This is a genomic window from Streptomyces sp. NBC_00536 (genome assembly GCF_036346295.1).
In the GTDB taxonomy this organism is placed as follows: Bacteria; Actinomycetota; Actinomycetes; order Streptomycetales; family Streptomycetaceae; genus Streptomyces.
Genome location: NZ_CP107819.1, coordinates 7126547 through 7148254, shown reverse-complemented (window position 1 = coordinate 7148254; position 21708 = coordinate 7126547). Strand labels below are relative to the sequence as shown.

Here is a 21708-nt window from a genome sequence, read left to right as displayed (position 1 = left end):
GCTGGGCGGTATGACGCGCCCCGATCCGGTGGGTCTCCTGGACCCGGCCACCCACGCCTGGCTGACCTGGCACGCCCTGCCCGGGGCCCGGCTGCGCGAGGTGGACCCGCTGCCCGGCGGGTTCACCAACGACATGGCCATGCTCACCGCCCAGCGCGCCGACCCGGTGGGCGCGGAGCGCTACGTGCTGCGCCGCTACCGACCGAGCGGCAGCCGGGTTCCGCGCAATACCTGTGCGGTGGAGATCGCCGTCCTCGACCGGGCGGCGGCCCGTAGCGTCCCGGTCACCGCGGTGGTCGCGGCCGATCCGCACGGCCGCGCCACCGGCCGCCCCACCCTGCTCTACCGGTTCGTGGACGGGACCCCGCTCAGCCAGGTACTCGCGGACGGTCCGGCGAGCAGTGACGCGCGGACCCTGGGCCGGGCCGTCGGCGCGGTGCTGGCGCGGATCGGCCGGGTCAGGCTGCCCCGCCCGGGCGTATTCGGCGACTCCTCGCTGGTACCGGACCCGGACGGCGCGGCCCCGCTGGGAGACCTGCCCGGTTTCGTCGACCGTTGTCTGGTCACCGCGGCCGCGAACGGGCCGCTGAGCGGGACGGACTCGGCCGTACTACGCGCCCTGGCTCGTCGCGGGCCCCGGGCGGGCACTCACCGCCGTGGCCAGTGAACGCAGCCTGGTGCACGGTGACTTCAATCCGAAGAACGTACTGGTCCAACGGCACGCCGGGCAGTGGGCGGTGGCCGCCGTGCTCGACTGGGAGCTGGCCTTCAGCGGCTCCCCCCTCTTCGACGTCGGGAACATGCTGCGCTTCAGCCACGAGTACCCGTCGGCCTTCACCACGGGCTTCGTCGAGGGCTTCCGAGGCGGGAACGGCCAACTGCCGGCGGACTGGACACGACTGAGCCGGATGCTGGACCTCTTCGCGCTCGCGGACATCCTCACCGCCCCGCCCGACCCGGCCTACTTCGCCCGCGCGCGCCGTGCTGCACCGGTCCGCCACCGACTCGTACTGACCAGGGCTGACCGGGGCTGACCGCAGCCGGACAAGCGCGCTTCCGTCCGACCGCCCCTCCACTTCCCCACCAGGCCCGTACGTCGCTCCGTTCCCAGAAGACAACTGCTGTCCGCGGAAGTCCCGGAAGCCTGGCGAAAAGCATCGGATAAATGGCCAGGAGGTGACACATGGCCTTCTTCTCAGCATCGGGAATGGCCGTTAGTCTGCCTGGACCGAAGCGAAATATCTTTGACTGAGGGAGAATTCCGCCGTGGAGAACGGAAGTCCGGAAAATGTCCTCACGACGCTCACGCCGACCGTTCGCTGCAACGGAACGCCGCCCACACCCGCCCTGCGCGAGGGGCAGTGGAGGCTGGAAACGGTGCTGCCCGCCGTATACCCGGGGCGGACGCGGCACGTGCACGTGAAGGTGCAGCCCCCCGGCGGATCCGTACTGACGACGATGCTCTATTTTCCCGGCGAACGACGAAACCACCTCGACAAATATTTCCGGCCAGAATGTTTAATGAATGCGCGGGAGACACCCGAGGGCTGGGACGCCGAGTTCACCTTCGTTCTTGACGTGTAAACTCCCCCGCCCGCAGCGCCGGCGGGAATCTTTCCTTCCACTGCCCGGAGATATCGATATTCGCCGTCCGACATGTCTGCGGACGGGAGTCGACAGGAGTCATATGGCCGACCTCATGCGTGCCCAGCGCGGTGCCCGGAGTGACGCACGAAGCGATGCTCGCAGCGACGTCCGCGGCGATGCCCTGAGCTACGCACAGAACCACTTGTACTACCCGGTCAGCGCGTACGAGATGGACCACGGCGAGGGCGTCCACCTGTACGACACCGACGGCAACGAGTACCTGGACTGCGCGTCCGGCACCTTCAACCTGAGCCTCGGCTACGGGCACCCCGAAGTGGTCAAGGCCATGCGCGACCAGGCCGAACGACTGGTGCACACCACCTCGACCTTCCAGACCGCCCCCGTCAACGAGCTCGTCCGGCGATTGGTCGAGGTCACGCCACCCAACCTGACCAAGGTGCACCTCAAGGTGTCGGGCGGCTCCACCGCCAACGAGGGCGCGGTCAAGATGGCGCAGCTCGCCACCGGCCGCCGCGACGTCATCACCTTGTTCCGCAGCCACCACGGCCAGACCATGATGACGACGACCATGTCGGGCGAGTCCTTCCGCAAGGCCCCCTTCCCGCACCTGATGCCCGGCGTGCTCCAGGTTCCCGACCCGTACTGCCTGCGTTGCTTCTACCGCCAGGCGGGCCCCGAGAGCTGCGGCATGCTCTGCGTCGAGCGCATCAACGACTTCCTCGACCACGCCAGTTCCGGCAGCGTCGCCTGCGTGGTCGTGGAACCGGTCTCCGGCAGCGGCGGCAACATCGTGCCTCCCGACGGCTACCTGCCCGCGCTGCGCGCCCTGTGCGACGAACGGGACATCGTCCTCATTTTCGACGAGATCCAGACCGGCATAGGCCGGGTGGGCCGAATGTTCGCCGCCGAGCACTACGGGGTCCGGCCCGACATCCTGACCACCGCCAAGGGCCTCGGCGGTTCCGGCGCCCAGATCGCGGCCATCGTCGCCGACGAGCGGATGTCCGGGCTCAGCAGCGACCACCACTCCTTCACCTACGGCGGCAACGTCCTCGCCGCCGCGGCGGCGGCCACCACCCTCGACGTGATCGGGCGCCCCGGTTTCCTGGAGAACGTCCGGGAAGTCGGCGCCCACGTCATGGAACGGCTGCGCGCGCTGGCCGCAGGCCATCCCGCCGTCGTGGACGTGCGCGGCCTCGGCCTGATGATCGGGATCGAGATCGGCGACGACCAGGGACGCCCGCACAGCGACCGGGCCCAGGCCCTGGCCCGGCGCGGGATGGACCACGGCCTGATCCTGCGCACTTCCCGCTACGGCCGGGGAAACGTGATCAAGATCCGCCCGCCACTGATCCTCACCCGCGCCGAGGCCGATCTGCTCTGCGACCGGCTCGAAGCCCTCTTCGCCGCCGAGGCCGCCGCATGACCGGCCCCGAGCACGGCGGCCCCCCGGGGGCCGCGGCCGTGCGGCAGTACGTGACCGGCCTCGCCGGAGCCGTCCGCGAGGCCGTACTGGCCGCCCAGCACCAGGCCGGCAGCCGCCTGGTCCGGGGCCATTCGCCGGGCGGGGACGCCCAGTTCGGCCTCGACGAGGTCGCGGAGGCGGCCACGTGGAAGTACGTCGTCGGCCACGACCTGCCCGTCGCCGTCTACTCCGAGGACCGCGGTCTGCAGTACCACGGCCGCGACCCGGCCCACCTGCTGGTCGTCGACCCCATCGACGGCACCCGGCCCGCCGTCGCCGGCCTGGAGTCCGCCACCGTCTCGGTCGCCGTCGCCCGGATGTCGCAGCGCCCGCGCATCGCCGACGTCGAGCACGCGCTGCTGATGGAACTGCGCACGGGCGCCTACCTCTACGGGGACCGGGCGACGCCCGGCATCACCGCGTACGGATACGACCATCCCGTGCCTGCGCTGACCCGCACCACCGACCCCGCGCGGATGTTCTGGTCGCTGGAGTTCAACGGCCACCCGGCCCGTCTGATGACCGAGGCGTACGGCCACCTCATCGACCGCTCGGCCAACACCGGTGGTGTCTTCGTCTTCAACAGTGCCACCTGGTCCATCTCCCGGCTGCTCACCGGCCAGCTCGACGCCTACGTGGACATCGGCAACCGGCTGCTGCGCGACGATCCCGCGCTGCTGCCCGAGTTCGAACGCGTCGGCAACGGCCGGGTGCTGCACCTCTTCCCGTACGACATCGCGGCGGCCGTCTTCCTCGCCGAGCGGGCCGGGGCCGTCATCACCGACGGCTACGGACAGCCGCTCGGCGACACCGTCCTGACCGACCTGAGCATCGCCAACCAGCGTTCCTGCGTGGCCGCGTCCACCCCCGAACTCCACCGGGCCCTGCTGTCGGCCGTCCGATGGAAGGAGTGACGCCCATGCACCCCCCAACACCGCGCCCGCCCGGGCGCTCAGCACCACGACGGCGGACGACACCGAGTTCCGGACCCTGCTCGACCGGCTCTCCGACAAGGCCACCACGGACTACTACAACCCGTTCACCACCTTCGACTGGCCGTCCGAGATCCCCACCGACGGGCTGTGGATGTCCCCCGAACTGCTCTCGTTCCACGGCACCGAGCTGATGGACGAACTGAGCCCCGCCCAGGTCCAGGCCCTGAGCCGGTGGGAGAGCGTCAACTTCTACAGCCTCAACGTGCACGGCATCCGCGAACTGCTCATCGAGGTCACCCGGCGGGTCCACACCTCCGGCTTCGAGGTCCCCTCCGAGTTCTTCCACCACTTCATCGGTGAGGAGAACGACCACATGTGGTTCTTCGCCACCTTCTGCCTCAAGTACGCCGGCAAGATCTACCCCGACTAGTCGGTCAAGCTGCCCGAGGCCCCGCGCGACCCGGACATCGAGAGCTTCCTGGTCTTCGCCCGGATCCTGATCTTCGAGCAGATCGTGGACCACTACAACGTCCACCTGGCCGCCGACCGCCGTCTGCACCCGACCATCCGTCACATCAACCGGCTGCACCACCAGGACGAATCCCGCCACATCGCCTTCGGCTGCCGCCTGGTGCACCTGCTGTGGGAGCGGCTCGTCCAGGGCGGCCTGGACGAAGCGGTCCGGGATGAACTGCGCGGCTACCTCGGCCGGTACGTGACCACCAGCATCGAGTCCTTTTACAACCCCGCCGTCTACCGCGACGCGGGCCTCCCGGACGGCTTCGCGCTGCGCAGGCGGCTGCTCGCCCACCCCGCTCGGCGGGCCGCCCACGCCCATCCGTCCGGACCGGCTGGCCTCCGTCGCCGCGGATCCGCCCGGGGCCACCGCGCTGCCCGCGGCCGACCTGGCCGACGCCACCCACCTGCTGCCCTCCGCGGCCTGCTACGGCTGCTTCCTGCACCTCTCCGGGACCAGCGCCGACACCCCCGTCCTGATCACCACCATCGCGCAGTGCTTCCGCAACGAGGAGCACCACGACGGGTTGCGCCGGCTCTGGGGATTCACGATGCGGGAGATCGTGTGCGTCGGCTCCGCCGAGGCCGTACGGGCCCACCTCGACCGGCACCAGGAGCGGATCGCCTCTTTCGGCACGGCTCTCGGTCTCACTCTGGACCGGCGGCCCGCCACCGACCCGTTCTTCGAGAAGGAAGGCCCCCGCAGCGTCATGCAACTGCTCGCCCCGGCCAAAGACGAGTACCTGCACACCGACGGCACCGCCGTGGCCTCCACCAACAACCACCGCAACTTCTTCGGCGAGCGCCGTGCCATCCGTCACGAGGGCCGCCCCGCCTTCACCGGCTGTGTTGCCTTCGGCCTGGAACGGTGGGTGCACGCCCTGGGGGACCTCTTCGAAGGGGACCTGGCCGCCGCGCACCGCGCGGTACGGCAGGCGGGTGGGCGTACGTGACCCGGCCGGCCACCCTGCTGGGGCTCGAACTGCCCCTGCTGCAAGCCGGGATGGGCGCCGTCGCCGGCCCTGCCCTGTGCGCCGCGGTGTCCCGGGCCGGAGCGGGCGGCACCCTCGCGCTGTACAGGGAACCACCCGCGCGGGCCGCCCGGCTGGTACGTGAGGCGGCGGTTGCCACCGACCGCCCGTTCGGGGTGAACGTGGTCCCCGAGGTGACCGGCCCGGCCGCCTGCCTCGACCAGCTCCGGGCGATCCTGCCCGAGCTGCCCCGGGGCGCCTTCGTCACCTCCTTCGGGCTGCCCGACGCGGACGCGGTCCGGGCCGTCCAGGCCGCCGGGCACCCGCTGGTGGTACAGGTCGGCTCCCTGGCCCTGGGACGGGGTGCGGCCGTCCTGGTCCTGCAGGGCACCGAAGCCGGCGGCCACCTGCTCGGCCGGATGCCCGTGGACCTCCTGCTGGCCGCCGTACGGGCGCGCCACCCGCGCGCGGTACTGGCCGTCGCGGGCGGGATCGCCACCGGACGGGACCTCGCGGACGCCGTGGCCCGAGGTGCGGACGGGGCCATGGCCGGAACCCTGTTCGTCCCGGCCGCGGAATCCACCGCGCACCCCGAGTTCAAACGGCGGGTCGTCGAGGCCGTGGCCGACGACACCCTCATCACCTCCCTGTTCGAGATCGGCTGGCCGCACCGCCCGCACCGCGTCCTGCGCAACCCCCCACCGCCACCGCGGAGCGCGCCCCGGCCGCGTTCATCGCCACCACCCGGGTGGACGGCCGGCCATACCCGGTTCCGGGCTACAGCGCGGCGGCCCGGGAGCCACCACCACCGGGCACATCGAGGAGATGGCCACGAACTGCGGCCTCTCCTGCACCCGCGTCACCGGCCCGCACCCGGGCGCCGCCAGCGTCGCCCGGATTCGCCAGGAGTACGAGGGCGCTGGAGGACCTGATCGGCCGGGAGCTGAGCCTCGACCAGATCGACGTCAACCAGTCCCGTACCCTCCATTCCCTCAACGAGCACTTCCTGAAGGAGTGAAGCGCCCGTGGCACAGGACTCGTCTCCCTCCGGCCCCGGCCTGGTCGCCTCCCTGCACTTCGCCGCGCACCCCGGCGGCCCGACCTTCGCCGTCACGCAGGCCGGTGAGCCGCGGCGCAGCCCCGCGTCAGGCCCCGGCCGCTCTGGCTCCCGCGATCACCTCGGGCCGCAGCAGGGCGGTGAGCCGCTCGGCCGGCAGCAGACCTCGCTCCAGGACGAGCTCGGCCACGCCCCGGCCGGTGGCGAGGGCCTCTTTGGCGATGTCGGTGGCAGCGGTGTATCCGATGTGCGGGTTCAGGGCGGTCACCAGGCCGATGGAGTTCTCAACGGTGGCCCGCAGCTTCTCGGTGTTGGCGGTGATGCCGGCCACGCAGCGCTCGGCGAGGGTGAGGCAGGCCGCGCGCAGGTGGATGACGGACTTCGACAGCGAGTGCAGGATGACCGGCTCGAAGGCGTTGAGCTGGAGCTGTCCGGCTTCGGCGGCCATGGTGATGGTGATGTCGTTGCCGATCACCTCGAAGGCGACCTGGTTGACGACCTCGGGGATCACCGGGTTGACCTTGCCGGGCATGATGCTCGAGCCCGCCTGCACCGGCGGCAGGTTGATCTCGCCGAAGCCCGCGCGCGGCCCGGAGGACAGCAGGCGCAGGTCGTTGCAGGTCTTGGACAGTTTGACGGCGATGCGCTTGAGGACGCCGGACATCTGGACGAAGGCGCCGCAGTCCTGGGTGGCTTCGACCAGGTTGGCCGCGGTGACCAGGGGCAGCCCGGTGATGTCGGCAAGGTGGCGGCGGGCCGATTCGGCGTATCCGGCGGGGGCGTTGAGACCCGTGCCGATCGCAGTCGCGCCGAGGTTGATCTCAAGGATCAGCTCGATGGCCTCAGCGAGCCGGCTGCGGTCCTCGTCGAGCATGACGGCGAAGGCGGAGAACTCCTGCCCGAGGGTCATCGGTACGGCGTCCTGCAGCTGGGTGCGGCCCATCTTCAGAACGTCGCGGAACTCGACGGCCTTGCGGGCGAACGTGTCCTGGAGGACGGCCATGGCTTCGAGCAGGCCGCGCACCGCCGAGGCGGTCGCGATCCGAACGGCGGTCGGGTAGACGTCGTTGGTGGACTGGCCGAGGTTGACGTCCTCGTTGGGGTGCAGGTGCCGGTACTCGCCCCTGGCGTGGCCCAGCAGCTCCAGCGCCCGGTTGGCGATGACCTCGTTGGCGTTCATGTTGGTCGAGGTGCCGGCGCCGCCCTGGATGACATCGACGACGAACTGGTCGTGGAGCTTGCCGCCGCGTATCTCCTGGCAGGCGGCGACGATCACGGCTGCCTTCGCGGGCTCCAGCAGGCCGAGTTCCTCGTTGGCGAGGGCTGCGGCCTCCTTGACGGCAGCGAGGGCGTCGATCAGGTGCGGGTAGGCGGAGATGGGCGTGCCGGTGATGGGGAAGTTCTCGGTGGCGCGCAGGGTGTGGACGCCCCAGTAGGCGTCGGCGGGGACTTCGCGGTCTCCGAGCAGGTCGTGTTCGCTGCGGGTGGCGGCGGTCATGGGTGTGCGGCCCTCTTCCTGAGGTGGGTGGGTCAAGGTGGTGAAAGGGGATGGAGTCAGGCGGTGGCGGGGACGCCGGGCGGGTTCAGCGCCGCCACCGGCTGGATGCCGCCGACGGGCCGGCCGCCGCCGGTCATCGGCTCGCCCTCGAACCCGGCGAGCAGCCGCGGCTCGACTCCCGCCCGGGCGAGGGCTGCGGCCGTCACCGGGATGCGCGCCCGGTCCGCCCCGTCGGCGATCTTCACTGCGACGGCCCGGCCGTCGGGCAGCGCGGCCACCTGGACGCCCTCGAAGCCGTCCTTGGCCAGCAGCCCGGGCACCGCGCGCATCAGCCGGGCCGTGTCCCGCCCTGTGCCGGAGGCCATCTCCGGGTGGACGCGCAGCGCGTCCGCCACCTGGCGCCCGGCGGTGTCCGGACCGGCCGTGGCGATGCGGGCGGCGGCGCGGGCCAGGCCGTGCAGGGACACTGCGAACAGCGGGGCTCCGCAACCGTCGACGGTGACGTTCGCGATGTGCTGGCCGGTGAGTTCCTCGACGACCTCGGCGATCGCCCTCTGAAGCGGGTGGCCCGGGTCGAGGTAGCTCTCCAGGGGCCAGCCGGCCAGCTTGCACAGGTACAGCATCGCCGCGTGCTTGCCGGAGCAGTTCTGGGCGAGCCGGGAAGGCCCGCGGCCCTCGCGCACCCAGGCGTCCCGGACCGCCGGGGCGTACGGCACGTCGGGGACGTTGCGCAGGTCGTCCTCGGTGAGGCCGGCCAGTTCGAGGATCAGCCGGGTACCTGCGAGGTGGTGCTCCTCGCCGGAGTGGCTGCCCATCGAGAGGGAGAGCAGGGCGCCGTCGAGCGGCAGCCCGGCCCGCACCATGGCGACGGCCTGGACCGGCTTGAGGGCTGAGCGCGGGTAGCACGCGGCTTCGATGTCGCCGATGCTCAACCGGACTTCGCCCTCACCGTCGAGGACGACGACGGAGCCGTAGTGGACTCCCTCGATCATGCCGCCCCGGGTGACATGGGCGACGGGTGCATGCTGGGGCTCGCGGATCACGGGCGCGTCCGCGAGGAGACTGCTGCGCATCACTGCCTCGTTCGGTGGTGGGTTGCTGCGGTCCGGTGGGGCGGACGGCCGGTCCGGCCCGGGGGCGGGCCGGACCGGCGTCCGGCTCAGCCCTCGCTCTTGGCGGCGGCGCGCGCCACGCGGCCGCGGACGGCGTACCAGCCGGCGACCAGCGCCGCGGCGATCAGTGGCACGCACAGCACGGTGGTGCGTGCGGCCCCTCCGTCGGCGTACATGAGGACCAGGACGGAGGCGAGGAAGGCCAGCGTCACGAGTTCGGTCCACGGGGAGCCGGGCAGGCGGTAGGAGGGGCGGGTGAGTTCGCCGTCACGGGTCTTCCGCCAGAAGAGGAGGTGGCAGAGCATGATCATGCCCCAGGTGGCGAGGATGCCGATGGCGGCCAGGTTGAGCACGATCTCGAACGCGTCCGCCGGAACGACGAAGTTGAGCCCGACGCCGAGGACGCACATGCCGCTGGTGAGCAGGATGCCGCCGTAGGGCACCTGGGTGCGGCTCAGCCGGGCGGTGAAGCTCGGGGCGGAGCCGTTGACGGCCATCGAGCGCAGGATGCGGCCGGTGGAGTAGAGGCCGGAGTTGAGCGAGGACATGGCCGCGGTGAGAACGACCAGATTCATCACGTCGCCGGCCGCCGGGATGCCGATGTGGGAGAGCACGGTCACGAACGGGCTCTGGCCGGCGCTGTAGCTGTTCCACGGCATCAGCATCGACAGCAGGACGACCGAGCCGACGTAGAAGAGGCCGACGCGCCACATGATCGAGTTGATCGCCTTCGGCATGATCTCCTCGGGATTCTCGGTCTCACCGGCCGCGACTCCGACCAGCTCGACGGAGGCGTAGGCGAAGACGACGCCCTGGATGATCAGCAGCATGGGCAGCAGGCCGTTGGGGAAGATCCCGCCGTTGTCGGTGATCAGGGACGGACCGGGCACGGCGTCGTCGATGGGGTGCCGGGTCACGAGGAAGAAGATCCCGATGGCCATGAAGACGACCAGCGCGCCGACCTTGACGATGGCGAACCAGAACTCCAGTTCGCCGAAGATCCGCACCGAGATGAGGTTCACGGTGAGGACCACGGCCAGGGCTATGAGCGCGATCACCCACTGCGGGACGTCGGAGAACAGGCGCCAGTAATGGGTGTAGGTGGCGACGGCGGTGATGTCGGCGATGCCGGTGGTCGCCCAGTTGAGGAAGTACATCCAGCCCGCGGTGTACGCGCCCTTCTCCCCGAGGAACTCCCGGGCGTACGAGACGAAGGCGCCGGAGGACGGCCGGTACATGACGAGCTCGCCGAGCGCGCGTACGACGAGGAACGCGAAGATCCCGCAGACGGCGTAGGCGACGAACAGTGAGGGGCCGGCGTCGGCGAGGCGTCCGCCCGCGCCGAGGAAGAGCCCGGTGCCGATCGCACCCCCGATGGCGATCATGTTGACGTGCCGGGGTGTCAAGGACTTGCTGTAGCCGGTGTCCCCGGCGTCCACGTGACGGGTCGTGGGGCGCTTCTCGTCTTTGAGGAACTGCTCGCTCACGCCTCGGGTCTGCCTTCCGTGGAGGTGGCCGCGCGCTGGGGGCGCACGATTTCTGTGAGGGTCGTCTCGACCCGCAGGAGGTGGTGGGACATGGCCTCCACCGCGTCGTGCTCGGAACCGTCGGCCAGCGCCTCGAGGATCGCCCGGTGCTCGCAGTTGGACTGCTCGCGCCGGCCGCCCAGTTCGTTGAGGAAGGTCGACTGACGCGCCAGTGCGTCGCGGATCTCCTCGATGACGCGGCGGAAGACGGGGTTGCGGGATGCCTCGGCCACCGCCAGGTGGAAGACGGTGTCCATCGCCACCCACGCGGTGGTGTCGGTCTCCTGCTCCATCCGGTCGAGCAGATGGCCCAGATGGTCCAGGTCCTCCGGGGTGCGGCGCAGCGCGGCGTACCCGGCGACCGGGATCTCGACGTGCCGGCGCACCTCCAGCAGGTCGCTGGCGACGTAGTCGCCGAAGGTGGGGTCCTCGACCGTGTTCGCCAGGACGAACGTGCCCTTGCCGCTCTTGGAGGCGGTCAGGCCGATGGCTTGGAGGGCTCGGAGCGCCTCCCGCAGCACGGGCCGGCTGACCTCCAGGGTCCGGCACAACTCGGCTTCGGAGGGGAGCTTGTCGCCCACGACGTACTCACCGCGCTCGATGGCGCTGCGCAGGTGGCCGAAGACCGCTTCCATCGCGCTGACGCGCCGCGGGGCCTGGCCACCTGTCTGGCTGTCTGACAGGTTCACGGTGTGATCCTGATGGGTGCGCCGGAGGGTGTCAAGACACCTGTGTCGGGAAAGTCCGGCCCGGCGGGTTTCGTACCGTGCGCACTTTCCGTCCTGCCACCGAAGCCGCCCGATCGGTGTCTGCGGCGAAACCGGCGGCATCCACCAGGGCGTGCACCACCGGCGTGTCGACACCCATCTCCGGATGCCACTGGACGCCCACGGCGAAGCGGTGCCGGGTGCTCTCGATCGCCTCGACGGTGCCGTCCGCCGCACGGGCGGCCACGATGAACCCGGCGCCCAGGCGATCCACCGCCTGATGATGGTGCGTGGCGACCTCGCGGGTCCCCGGCAGGAGGGCGCCGATCCGGGTCCCCGGCGCGGTGGTGACGGTGTGGGCACAGAAGTGGCCCCGGTCGGGGTTGTGGCCGTGATGGCCCACCCTGTCGGGCAGGTGCTGGATGAGGGTGCCTCCGGCGTGTACGTTCATCAGCTGCATACCCCGGCACACTCCGAGCACGGGTATGTCGCGGGCGAGACCGGCGGCCAGTACAGCCTGCTCCCACCGGTCGCGCTCGCGGACCGGCGGCCCCGTGCGCGGGTGGGGCCGGGCGCCGTACAGGGCGGGATCCACGTCCTCGCCTCCCGTCAGGACGATCGCGTCCAGACGTGCGACCACATCGGCCGCTGCCGACGGGGCGTCCGGCGGCAGCAGGACGGCCCGGCCGCCCGCGGCCTGGAGACAGCCGGCGTAGGCCGCAGGCAGCACTGCGGCGGGCAGGTCCCACTCGCCCCACCGGGCGTCGGCCAGGTAGGTGGTGAGTCCGATGAGTGGTGGCTGGGGCATACCACTTCCTTTCAAGGCGTGAGGGGTGATCGTCGACGGCCGGGTGCACACCCGCCCCGCCGGACGTCCCCGGCCACGGCGGGCTGCGGCAGAAAAGGCGGACGGGGCGGACGGGGCACTGGCGGAGGGCGCCCCGGCGACAAGGTGGAGGGGCGGTCACGATCCGGGAGCGCGGGCTTGCGTTTTTCTTGCCGCGAGCAAGAATCCTGCTGGCGTTCATCCGCAATCACAAGAAAACACATCTTCGCGACAGATAAGTGAGCCTTAACTCCGTGCACGGACTCGACCCCCGCCTGCTCGCCACCCTCGAAGCCGTCGTGCGGCACGGCTCCTTCAACGCCGCCGCACGCGAGCTCGGCTACAGCGCGCCCGCGGTCTCCCAGCAGATCGCCGAACTCGAACGCCGCGCGGGCCTGAGAGTGCTGGAGCGCCGGCCCGTGCGCGCCACACCGGCCGGCGAAGTCCTTCTCGACGCCGAGCAGGGCGTCCGCAACGCGTTGGCGACGGCATCGGTGGAACTCGACGCCATGCGCGCGGGTACGGCCGGACGGATCCGCCTCGGCGCCTTCGCCTCGGCCGCCACCAGCATCGTTCCGCAAGCGCTGGCCCAACTCCACGCGGCCTACCCCCACGTGCAGGTCAGCCTCGGCCAACTGGAACCCGAGGCCTGCCACAACCGGCTCAAGCGGGGGGACATGGACCTGGCCCTCAGCTACGACTACGACTTCATCCCCGTCCCGCCGCCCCGGATGCTGCGCCGGACGCTGGTCGCACGGGATCCGGTGGTGGCCGTGGTCCCGGCACACCACCGCCTGGCCGACAGGGAGGTCATCGACCTGGCCAGCCTCGCGTCCGAGACCTGGATCGCGGCTCCGGAGGCCGCACTGCGCCTGGAACTGCTTTCCAAAATGGCCAATACGCCTGGCTTCCAGGCCCGCCTGCAATACGAGGGGGACGACTTCAACACCGTGCTCGGCTTCGTGGCCGCAGGCCTGTGCGTGGCCGTCATGCCGCGACTCGCCCTGCCCCGCGCCAACACCCGGGTCGTGGCCCGCCCCCTGGCCGAGCCGCAGTTGACGCGCTTCATCTACGCCGTCCGCATCGACACCCGGCACGCCCCGCGCGCCGTCCTGGACCTGGAGCAGATGCTCGCCGCGCAAGCGCTGGCCGCGCTCGCATGAGGCTGCGGCGGGCGGCCACCGGAGGTGAACGGAGCGTGAATCCACGCGAAATGCGCCAAGTTGACGGCGGCCGCACGCGCGTAGACCGGGTGATGGCGCCAGGTCTCCCGGCTTGTCCGACTACCGGACGCGGTGGCTGAAAGTTAAACTATTGTGTGACGGGCGCCCTACGTTTGCGGTGGTTGACGTTCCAGCGAGAGGAAACCCCTCATGACCGCCGCCGACAGTGCGCCGCGAACGGCCCGCGTCCTCACCGGCTACCGCCCCGAGGACGGCTTCATGGCCGTGGAGCTGGACCCGCCTCCGGGCGAGTACGTATGGCACGACGAGCACGCCGAGCAGCAGGAGCAGCGCTACGGCCCGGGTGCGGGCTACCACCAGTGGCTGGCAGTGGACGCACGCGACGGCGCCGTATGGTTCGGCGACATCGACTGGCGGGCCCCGTCCGAAGACCTCGGCAGCCAGCTCCCCGGCCTCCCCCGCAGGGCACTCGGCGACGGGGCCGTCCCGGCCTCCGGAAGCATGGTGCAGCTGCTCGGCCACCTGACCCATGACGAACAGCGCGGCTGCTCCTGGCGCTTCTTCACCGCTGAGGAACTGCACGCGCTCGCCCTGCGCATACTCCCCGCCGTGCAGCGGCTCGTGGACTCCATCCACCGCAGCGGACCGGACGACGAACTGGAGTGGTCGGCCGAGGCCGCCACCGCCTGGGACGACATCGAGCAGGCCGCGACCCACACCTTCGACCCCTCCGGGGATCTCCGCTGGCCCAGGCTGCGCACGACACCGATCCCTGCCTGGCGTGTCGAGGTCGGCGCGTTCCTCGCCATGAACCCCGGTCTGTGCGATCCCTCCTGGGGCCTGGCCACGGACGCGGAACTCGAAGCCTACGCCGACTACAGTCCCGAGAGCGGCTACGGCGGTGTACCGGGGCGGATGTGCCGCGCCGCCGACCGGCAGATCGAGGACGGTTTCACTTTCTACGGCCACCGTGCCGCCCTGTACGCCTACCGCGCGCAGGCGTGCGGCGACCGTGTTCCGACAGACGCCCGCGTCTGGCTGGAGACGACAGAGGCGGGTCGGGGCACCTGGGAGGCGGCCAAGCCGCCCGGGGCCACCCTGGCCGACGTCCCCGACTGCGTGCTGGCGGCCTTGGCCGAAGGGTTCCAGAACTCCGCGCACGAGGAGGGTCTGGTCCTGACGGGCCTGGACGCCCATCTGCGCCGGTTGCGCGCCGAGGAACGCTCCGCCGTCGACCAGCAGCTCGTCCGCGAAGCCGAGGAAGTCGAACGCCTCGAGAACATGGTCAAGGACTTCCGCGCGGCACGGAACCGCACCGTGACACGGATCCTGGCCTGGTCCGATGGGCGCAGCGACGGGGAAATCGCCCGCCTGGCGTCCATGCCCGACGACTACGTCAGCGACTGGCGGGCCCGCCTGACCGACGAACAGACGACGGCCACACCCGCAACCTGAAGCATGTGCGGCGAAGACAGGGCACCCGCTCCGCAGCCTCACCGCCCGGGCAGCCCGTCGAGCGCCACGGCCGTGCGTAGACCGAGGCGACGGCCCGAGGCCTTGAGCTGGTGCCGCCGGCCCGCTGCGAGTACCGCTGCGCGGGGTAGGCGGAGCCGGACCCGGCCGCTGTACCGGCGAGACGACCGGAGACGGTGATGGTGGCCGCGACCAGCAGCCGTATCCGCTTCGCGAGGGCGTCACGGCGGGCCGGGGCCGGGCCGATGGATGTCTCCGCAGCCATCTCAACAGCAACCCTTCTCCTCGGCGTCCACTCACGCACGGTCGGCCTCGACGGCGACCACGGCGGTGCGCAAGTCGTCCAGGGCGTGGCCGAGGCACTCGTCGGCGAGTTCGTAGCGGGTGCGGCGGCCGACCGGGACCGTGACGACAAGACCGCAGTCGCGCAGGCGGGCCAGGTGGTTCGACAGCCGGGTCCGGGAGATGCCCAGCGCGTCGGCCAGCTCGGCGGGATGGGCCGGAGCCTGGCACAGGGCGAGCATGATGCGGCAGCGGATCGGGCCGGCGAGGGCGCGGCCGAACCGCGCCAGCACCTCGATGTCGGAGGCGATTGTCATCACCTACGGGACGGTCCGCTTCGAGATCCCGATTCCCGTCGTGCCCGCCGCCGGCCGCTTCGGCAGCTGGCCACTTCTCCTGTGGGGCCGCCCGAGTACGTCGTCACCCATGCGCGGCACGTGCCCATACGGCGTGCTGCTGACCACGCTGGCGCTGCTCGTATCGCCCCCCAAGATCCGGACCATTCGCGGGCCAGGAGGCGGGAACTTGGCCCAGCGTCCGCCATTTTGGCTGGTCAGCCGTGGTGCGGCGTCTGTACCGCCAGCAGACGAAGAATCTCCTGGGCGTCTGCGGAGGTAAGCCAAGGCGCTGCCCTTGGCGCAAAGACAAGGGGAAAGCACAGGTCACACGGGGCGCACGGGTCCTGGTGGTCGCGGGCGGTCGCACGAGACTGGAGGTCTCGGCCCTTCCTCCGCCTCCTGGAGGCGATCCCCATGCGTACCCCCTGCGACCGCGGCCGCATCTACCGGAGGTGTGGCTGCCGGGACACACTGCGTCACCAGCTCGGAGCGCACTGCCCCCACCTGCTCACCGACGGTGACCACGGGACGTGAACCTTCGCCGTCGACGTCCCGGCAGCGGGCCACCGCCGGACCACCGTCCGTCGTGGCGGATTCGGCAGTCACGACGCGGCCGAAGGGGCGCCGCGGAGGTTCCTCGAGGGCGAGGCCGGCGGGTTCAACGCCGACCCGAACCAGAGCGTCGCCGACTACCTGACCGCCTGGCTCGCCGCCAAAGCCCTCGTGCTCAAGCCGACCACCATGGCGCGATACCGGGACTACGTCCACAACGACCTCGCGCCCGCCTTCGGCACCCTCAAGCTGGACGAGCTCGGACACCGTCACATCGCGGCCTTCGTCACCGGCGAGCTCGCCGCCGGCCACGGCCAGACCACCCTCTACCGGTGCCTTGCCACCCTCTCCAGCGCTCTCGGTGACGCGGTCCGCCAGCATCGCCTCGCCCGCAACCCCGCCAGCCCCCCGGCACTTCACCGCCCGCCGTCGCCCGAGCGGCGCATCTGGACCGCTGACGAAGCCGTCCACTTCCTCCAGCACTGCCACCGGGCAGACCCGGAGATGGCCGACCTGTTCGAGTTCCTCATCGGCACCGGCCTGCGCAAGGGCGAGGCACTCGGTCTGCACTGGGACGACGTCCACCTGCGCGAGGGCGTGCTCTACGTACGCTGCACGCTCTCCGCCGTCGACAACAACCGGCTGGTCATCACCACGCCGAAGACCCGCTCGAGCCGCGGCTGGGTGGCCATCTCCCCCAGCGTCGCCACTGCCCTCCGACACCGAGCTCAATCCACCCGGCGAACCCGCGGAGATCCCAACAACCCGTTCGCCGGCCTCGTCTTCTGTCGGTCCGACGGCCGTCCGCTCGGACCGCACCTGGTGCTCGACAGGCTCCACCGGCTCTCCGAGGAAGCCCAACGATCACGGTGCACGACCTGCGGCACCTGGCCGCCACCATCACCATCACCGCCGGCGTCCCCCTCACCGTCGTCTCCAAGACGCTGCGGCACTCCACCCTCTCGACCACCGCGAACATCTACAGCCACCTCACCCAACAAGCCGCCCGCGAAGCCGTCGACACCATCGACCACACCCTCACCCGGGCCCAGAAACGAGACAATCGACGGACCTGGCTGGAACAGCTGCGACCACCACGCGACCACGTCCAGCACCTCCGCGAAGCCCTCAACCGGCTCCGCTCCCCCACCTCACCTGGCGTCCACACCACTGCGGACCGGCCCTGCGGGGGACGTGCGACCACACCGCGACCACCAGCATTCCGGGCACGGAAAAGGCCGTCCTCTCATGGATGAGAGAACGGCCTCCGACGTGCATAAAGCACAGTCGGGACGACAGGATTTGAACCTGCGACCCCTTGACCCCCAGTCAAGTGCGCTACCAAGCTGCGCCACGTCCCGCTACTCGCTGACCTGCGACTTTCGCCGCGATCGCTCGTGCACGAGAACGATACCGCACTTCTGGAGGTGGTCGCGCGCACCTTTTCGCCACCGGGCGTGGCAGGCCGGGAAGGGCGGGGTTGACCTCAAGCACGGTTGAGGTTGCACGATCGGTGTATGACGCAAATGACTGCGGACACGGGATTCCGCTTCGAGGATCTGGACCGGCTCATGGGGCTCATGACCGGGGACGAGAAGCACGGACCGGCGGCCACGTCCACGCTGGACGTGCTGTGGGTGCTCTACGACCGGGTGCTCCGGGTGGACCCGGCGCGCGCAGCGGACCACATGCGGGACCGGTTCCTGCTGTCCAAGGGGCACGGGCCGATGGCCTACTACGCCGTGCTCGCCGCCAAGGGGTTCTTCCCCGTCGAGTGGCTGCCCGGCTTCGGTGCGTACGCCTCCCCGCTCGGGCACCACCCGGACCGCACCCTCGTCCCCGGCGTGGAGATCGGCAGCGGCTCCCTCGGCCACGGGCTGCCTCTCGCCGTCGGCAGCGCGCTCGGGCTGCGGGCGCAGGGGCTGGACGGTCCCGCGGTGTGGACGCTGATCGGCGACGCCGAGCTCGACGAAGGCAGCAATCACGAAGCCATCGCCTACGCCGGGCCGGCCGCGCTGGAGCGGCTGCACACCGTGGTGATCGACAACGATTCCGCCACCCACGGCTGGCCGGGCGGCATCGCGTCCCGGTTCGAGGCGGCCGGGTGGTCGGCGGTCAGCGTGGACGGCCGGGACCACGAGGCGCTGTACGCCGCCTTCACCGCACCCCATCCCGGGCGGCCGCACGCCGTGGTCGCCCGCGTCGAGACGAAGGGCTGAGGAATCCATGGACATCGTGGCCGGCAATTCGATGCGGGAGCGCTTCGTCTCCTTCACCACGCGGCAGCTCGACGAGGATCCCCGGCTGGCCGTGGTGCTCGCCGAGATCACCATGGACGGGTTCCGCCCCGCCCGGTCGCGGCACCCGGACCGGGTGATCAATGTCGGCATCCGGGAGCAGCTGCTCGTGGGCGTCGGCGGCGGGCTGGCGCTGACCGGGCTGCGACCGGTGGTGCACACCTTCGCAAGCTTCCTCGTCGAGCGGCCGTTCGAGCAGATCAAGCTGGATTTCGGGCACCAGGGCACGGGCGGGGTCCTGGTCAGCGCGAGCGCTTCGTACGACTGGCCCGCGGGCGGGTTCACGCACATGGCGCCGGGCGACGTCGCGCTGCTCGACACCCTGGACGGCTGGACCGTCCATGTCCCCGGACACCCAGACGAGGCCGAGGCGCTGCTGCGCCACGCGTACGCCGCCGGGGACGACAAGGTGTACGTCCGGCTCTCCCAGCAGTCCAACGCCGCCCCGCGGCCCGTCGACGGAGCCCGCTTCCTGACCGTGCGCGAGGGGCGCGCGGGGGTGGTGGTGGCCGTGGGGCCGCTGCTGGACAACGTCCTGGCGGCGACCGAGGGGATGGACGTGACCGTGCTCTACGCGACGACCGTCCGGCCCTTCGACGACGCGGCCCTGCGCGCCGCCGTCGGATCGGCCGAGGTGGTCCTGGTCGAGCCCTATCTCGCCGGTACGTCGTCGGGCGCGGCCGCCGCCGCCCTGGTCGAGGTCCCGCACCGGGTCCTGGGCCTGGGCGTGGGCAAGGCGGAGCTGCGGCGGTTCGGCACGATCGACGAACACACCGCCGCCCACGGCCTGGACCCGCGGGGGCTGCGCGAGCGGATCACCGCCTTCCTCCACCCGAACCCACAGGGCTAGACCACGCCTCCCCCGACCTCGGGGTGCGCCTGGGCGAGCCGCTTCGGGGCCGCCTGGAGCCAGGAGTCCACCAGGATCGCGCGCAGCTCGGCGGCCCCGTCCAGGGCCGCGAGCCGGACCCGCAGCCAGGCGTAGTTGTCGTCGTGCCCCTCACGTATGAAGAACTTGGCGGGTTCGGCGGCGATCAGTTCGGCGCGCTCCTCCTTCGGGCACTTCACCCCGAAGGAGGAGTCGTCGTCCGCGAGCGCGGCGAACATCTTGCCGCCCACCCGGAAGGTCGGCATGCCCCAGGCGGTCTTCTCGCTGCTGTCGGGGAGCGACAGCGCGATCGTGCGGACGTCGTCCGCGGTCATGGTCCCGGCCATCCCCACGGCTCCTCTCGGCTCGGTCTCCTCCCTCCGACGGTAGGACCCACCACTGACAATCACCTCTGGCGCTTCAGCCCGCCCGCAGGCCGTCCTCGCGCGCGTGGAAGACGGACACCAGCTCCGCCGCCAGCGCTTTGACCGTGGCCAGTCCCTCGGTCCCCCACCGGCGCGGCACCACGTCCACCGCGCACACCGTCCCGAGCACCACCCCCCGCCGGTCGGTCAGCGGGGCTCCCAGGTAGGAGCGGATCCCGCTGCCGTCGACCACCGCGTTGCCCGCGAAGCGCGCGAAGTCCCGTACGTCCTCCAGGACCAGCGCCCGCCGCCGGACCACCACGTGCGGGCAGTACCCCTGGTCGCGGGCGAGCACCCGCGCCGGATAACCGCTCGCCGGGGCGTCGCCTCCGTGGTGCAGTCCGGCGAAGAACTGCCGTTCCTCACCGATGAAGTTGACCCCCGCGTACGGCGCTCCGAGCGTCGTCGCGATCCGTCGCGCGAAGGCGTCGAGTTCCGCGTCCACCCGCTCCCCCAGGCCCAGTTCGCGCAGCCGCAGGACCCGGGCTGGCGCCTCCCGGTCCACGGGGGTGAGCAACAGGTGTCCGGTCGATTCGTAAAAGGTCGTGGAAGGGGTCATCGAAGAGGTCGTGTAAGTGGTCATGTGGCTCATGGCGGTTCCCCCGACTCAGAAGACGCGGCCCTGGACAGCAGATGGTGGACGAGGACGGCCAGCGTTCCCGTGCCGGAACCGGTGAGCCGCGCGTCGCACCGCACGACGGGCACCTCCGGCGCGAGGCCCACCGCCTCGCGGATCTCACTGGTCGTGTAGCGGTGGCCGCCGTCGAACTCGTTGACGGCGACGATGAAGCCGATCCCGCGCCGCTCGAAGAAGTCGACGGCCGCGAAACAGTCGGCGAGCCGCCGGGTGTCGGCGAGGACCACGGCCCCCAGCGCGCCCGCGCACAGCTCCTCCCAGAGGAACCAGAAGCGATGCTGACCGGGCGTGCCGAAGAGGTAGAGCACCCGCCGGTCGTCCAGCGTGATCCGCCCGAAGTCCAGCGCGACGGTCGTCGTCGTCTTCGCCTCGACCCCGTCCAGCGGGTCGGTGCTCTCGCCGATCCCGCTCAGCAGCTCCTCCGTGCTCAGCGGCTCGATCTCGCTCACCGCGCCCACGAAGGTGGTCTTGCCGGCCCCGAAACCGCCCGCGACCAGGATCTTCAGGGTGACCGGCGAGCCCTGCCCGGACGGTCCCCGCGCCGGAGCCCCGCCGTCACAGCCTGCGACGTAGGCCATCGAGCACCGCCCTCAGCAGACACTGGTCGTCGGCCGCCGCCCCCGGGACCCCGGGCGTGCCGGGGAAGCGGGGCGACCGGGCCGTGACGGCCCCGTACTCCATGAGGTCGGACAGCAGCACCTTGGTGACCACGGCGGGCAGCTGCAGCTGCCCGGCCACCTCGGCGACGGTGACGGCCGCCGCGCCCGCGCACAGCCGCAGCGCGAGGCTGTGGTCCGGGCCGAGCGGCGCGCACGGCCGTACCCCGGTGGCGCTCACCAGGGACAGCAGGTCGAGCGTCATGACCGGGCGGGTCCGGCCGCCGCTCGCGGTGTACGGGCGCATCACCCGGCCTGCGGTGTCGTCGAGCCAGGGCGTGTCCCGGACGGCCCCCACCGGGTACGGACCGGCCGCGCGCGCCCCCGTGGCACGCCTCCTCATCGCTCCGGGGCGACGGCCGGGCGCCGGGGCGGGGCCGCCAGGTACGGACGTACGCTCTTGACCAGCATCGCCATCTCGTAGCCGAGCACGCCGGCGTCCGCCTCCCGGTCGGCGAGGACGGCCAGGCAGGTGCCCGATCCGGCCGCCGAGACGAAGACGAGCGCCGAGTCCAGCTCGACGACGACCTGGCGGACCTCGGCCCCGTCCGCGAACCGCGATCCGGCGCTGCGGCCGAGCGAGTAGAGGCCGGACGCGAGCGCGGCCATGTGGTCGGCGGCGTCGGCGTCGAGGCCGTGCACGCAGGTGACGAGACCGTCCGAGGTGAGCAGCACGGCACTGCGGGTGTAGGGCACACGCTGCACCAGACCGCCCAACAGCCAGTCCAGGTCGGAGAGTTGAGTGATCTTGGTGGCCACTTCGGCTGTCATCGGA

At 71.2% G+C, this 21708-nt stretch carries 22 protein-coding genes, 1 tRNA gene and 2 pseudogenes; 13 read left to right on the top strand and 12 right to left on the bottom strand.

Going from position 1 to position 21708, the window contains the following annotated elements:
- Nucleotides 1-10 precede the first annotated feature (10 nt).
- The 8 genes and pseudogenes from OHS33_RS30600 to OHS33_RS30565 all read left to right on the top strand — a co-directional run bounded on the left by OHS33_RS30600 (nucleotide 11) and on the right by OHS33_RS30565 (nucleotide 6427).
- Nucleotides 11-667 (top strand): phosphotransferase, encoded by a 657-nt coding sequence (locus OHS33_RS30600; protein ID WP_330333643.1) that lies wholly within the window; start codon nucleotides 11-13, stop codon nucleotides 665-667.
- Nucleotides 657-1034, top strand: coding sequence for a phosphotransferase (locus OHS33_RS30595; protein ID WP_330333642.1), 378 nt, complete (start codon nucleotides 657-659; stop codon nucleotides 1032-1034). Before OHS33_RS30600 ends, OHS33_RS30595 begins: the two co-directional genes overlap by 11 nt.
- Before the next feature lie 232 nt (nucleotides 1035-1266).
- A complete protein-coding gene (locus OHS33_RS30590; protein WP_330333641.1) occupies nucleotides 1267-1584 on the top strand; it encodes a hypothetical protein in 318 nt (105 codons plus the stop codon).
- Nucleotides 1585-1687: 103 nt separating this feature from the next.
- Nucleotides 1688-3034 carry an aspartate aminotransferase family protein gene (locus OHS33_RS30585; RefSeq protein ID WP_330333640.1) on the top strand — a complete coding sequence of 449 codons (1347 nt, stop codon included), beginning with the start codon at nucleotides 1688-1690 and terminating at the stop codon, nucleotides 3032-3034.
- Nucleotides 3031-3987, top strand: a complete 957-nt coding sequence (locus OHS33_RS30580; protein WP_330333639.1) for an inositol monophosphatase family protein — start codon at nucleotides 3031-3033, stop codon at nucleotides 3985-3987. The genes OHS33_RS30585 and OHS33_RS30580 overlap by 4 nt, the downstream gene beginning before the upstream one ends.
- Before the next feature lie 76 nt (nucleotides 3988-4063).
- Nucleotides 4064-4822, top strand: a pseudogene (locus tag OHS33_RS30575) (diiron oxygenase); the annotation flags it as partial.
- 253 nt (nucleotides 4823-5075) lie between these two features.
- Nucleotides 5076-5477 (top strand): hypothetical protein, encoded by a 402-nt coding sequence (locus tag OHS33_RS30570; RefSeq protein WP_330333638.1) that lies wholly within the window; start codon nucleotides 5076-5078, stop codon nucleotides 5475-5477.
- Nucleotides 5474-6427, top strand: a complete 954-nt coding sequence (locus OHS33_RS30565; protein ID WP_330333637.1) for an NAD(P)H-dependent flavin oxidoreductase — start codon at nucleotides 5474-5476, stop codon at nucleotides 6425-6427. The genes OHS33_RS30570 and OHS33_RS30565 overlap by 4 nt, the downstream gene beginning before the upstream one ends.
- A 213-nt stretch (nucleotides 6428-6640) precedes the next feature.
- Here the strand turns inward: OHS33_RS30565 and aspA are convergent, their stop codons facing one another.
- The 5 genes from aspA to OHS33_RS30540 all read right to left on the bottom strand — a co-directional run bounded on the left by aspA (nucleotide 6641) and on the right by OHS33_RS30540 (nucleotide 12203).
- Nucleotides 6641-8050: an aspartate ammonia-lyase gene (gene aspA, locus OHS33_RS30560; RefSeq protein ID WP_330333636.1), complete on the bottom strand. Its 1410-nt coding sequence runs from the start codon at nucleotides 8048-8050 to the stop codon at nucleotides 6641-6643.
- Between the two features lie 56 nt (nucleotides 8051-8106).
- Nucleotides 8107-9123, bottom strand: a complete 1017-nt coding sequence (locus OHS33_RS30555; RefSeq protein WP_330333635.1) for an asparaginase — start codon at nucleotides 9121-9123, stop codon at nucleotides 8107-8109.
- Nucleotides 9124-9209: 86 nt separating this feature from the next.
- The gene (locus OHS33_RS30550; RefSeq protein WP_257553328.1) at nucleotides 9210-10649 is read right to left on the bottom strand and encodes an amino acid permease; all 1440 of its coding nucleotides are present in this window, start codon (nucleotides 10647-10649) and stop codon (nucleotides 9210-9212) included.
- Nucleotides 10646-11377, bottom strand: coding sequence for a FadR/GntR family transcriptional regulator (locus tag OHS33_RS30545; RefSeq protein WP_078613352.1), 732 nt, complete (start codon nucleotides 11375-11377; stop codon nucleotides 10646-10648). The genes OHS33_RS30550 and OHS33_RS30545 overlap by 4 nt, the downstream gene beginning before the upstream one ends.
- Nucleotides 11378-11408: 31 nt before the next feature.
- Nucleotides 11409-12203: a gamma-glutamyl-gamma-aminobutyrate hydrolase family protein gene (locus tag OHS33_RS30540; RefSeq protein ID WP_330333634.1), complete on the bottom strand. Its 795-nt coding sequence runs from the start codon at nucleotides 12201-12203 to the stop codon at nucleotides 11409-11411.
- A gap of 272 nt (nucleotides 12204-12475) precedes the next feature.
- On the opposite strand from OHS33_RS30540, the gene OHS33_RS30535 reads away from it, so the two are divergent.
- The gene (locus OHS33_RS30535; protein ID WP_330333633.1) at nucleotides 12476-13384 is read left to right on the top strand and encodes a LysR family transcriptional regulator; all 909 of its coding nucleotides are present in this window, start codon (nucleotides 12476-12478) and stop codon (nucleotides 13382-13384) included.
- A 210-nt stretch (nucleotides 13385-13594) separates the two neighbouring features.
- On the top strand, nucleotides 13595-14860 hold the full coding sequence (locus OHS33_RS30530) for a hypothetical protein (protein ID WP_330333632.1): 1266 nt from the start codon (nucleotides 13595-13597) through the stop codon (nucleotides 14858-14860).
- 314 nt (nucleotides 14861-15174) lie between these two features.
- Here OHS33_RS30530 and OHS33_RS30525 read toward each other — a convergent pair whose 3' ends face one another.
- Nucleotides 15175-15480, bottom strand: a complete 306-nt coding sequence (locus OHS33_RS30525; protein WP_330333631.1) for an ArsR/SmtB family transcription factor — start codon at nucleotides 15478-15480, stop codon at nucleotides 15175-15177.
- A 759-nt stretch (nucleotides 15481-16239) separates the two neighbouring features.
- Between OHS33_RS30525 and OHS33_RS30520 the strand changes: the two are divergent.
- Nucleotides 16240-17306 (top strand): annotated as a pseudogene (locus OHS33_RS30520) (tyrosine-type recombinase/integrase).
- Between the two features lie 31 nt (nucleotides 17307-17337).
- Here OHS33_RS30520 and OHS33_RS30515 read toward each other — a convergent pair.
- Nucleotides 17338-17411: transfer RNA gene (locus OHS33_RS30515), tRNA-Pro, on the bottom strand.
- A 156-nt stretch (nucleotides 17412-17567) separates the two neighbouring features.
- Here OHS33_RS30515 and OHS33_RS30510 point away from each other — a divergent pair.
- Nucleotides 17568-18269: a transketolase gene (locus tag OHS33_RS30510; RefSeq protein ID WP_330333630.1), complete on the top strand. Its 702-nt coding sequence runs from the start codon at nucleotides 17568-17570 to the stop codon at nucleotides 18267-18269.
- A 7-nt stretch (nucleotides 18270-18276) separates the two neighbouring features.
- Entirely contained in the window at nucleotides 18277-19197 is a 921-nt protein-coding gene (locus OHS33_RS30505) for a transketolase family protein (protein ID WP_330333629.1), read from the top strand.
- On the opposite strand, the gene OHS33_RS30500 is transcribed toward OHS33_RS30505, so the two are convergent.
- From OHS33_RS30500 to OHS33_RS30480, 5 genes are all read right to left on the bottom strand, one after another.
- Entirely contained in the window at nucleotides 19194-19562 is a 369-nt protein-coding gene (locus OHS33_RS30500; protein ID WP_330333628.1) for an MmcQ/YjbR family DNA-binding protein, read from the bottom strand. The two genes, OHS33_RS30505 and OHS33_RS30500, sit on opposite strands and share 4 nt — an antisense overlap.
- Before the next feature lie 73 nt (nucleotides 19563-19635).
- Nucleotides 19636-20232 carry a GAF domain-containing protein gene (locus tag OHS33_RS30495; protein WP_330333627.1) on the bottom strand — a complete coding sequence of 199 codons (597 nt, stop codon included), beginning with the start codon at nucleotides 20230-20232 and terminating at the stop codon, nucleotides 19636-19638.
- On the bottom strand, nucleotides 20229-20855 hold the full coding sequence (locus tag OHS33_RS30490) for a GTP-binding protein (RefSeq protein ID WP_330333626.1): 627 nt from the start codon (nucleotides 20853-20855) through the stop codon (nucleotides 20229-20231). Before OHS33_RS30490 ends, OHS33_RS30495 begins: the two co-directional genes overlap by 4 nt.
- A complete protein-coding gene (locus OHS33_RS30485; RefSeq protein WP_330333625.1) occupies nucleotides 20833-21276 on the bottom strand; it encodes a DUF742 domain-containing protein in 444 nt (147 codons plus the stop codon). Before OHS33_RS30485 ends, OHS33_RS30490 begins: the two co-directional genes overlap by 23 nt.
- Nucleotides 21273-21704, bottom strand: a complete 432-nt coding sequence (locus OHS33_RS30480; protein WP_330333624.1) for a roadblock/LC7 domain-containing protein — start codon at nucleotides 21702-21704, stop codon at nucleotides 21273-21275. Before OHS33_RS30480 ends, OHS33_RS30485 begins: the two co-directional genes overlap by 4 nt.
- Between the last annotated feature and the right edge of the window lie 4 nt (nucleotides 21705-21708).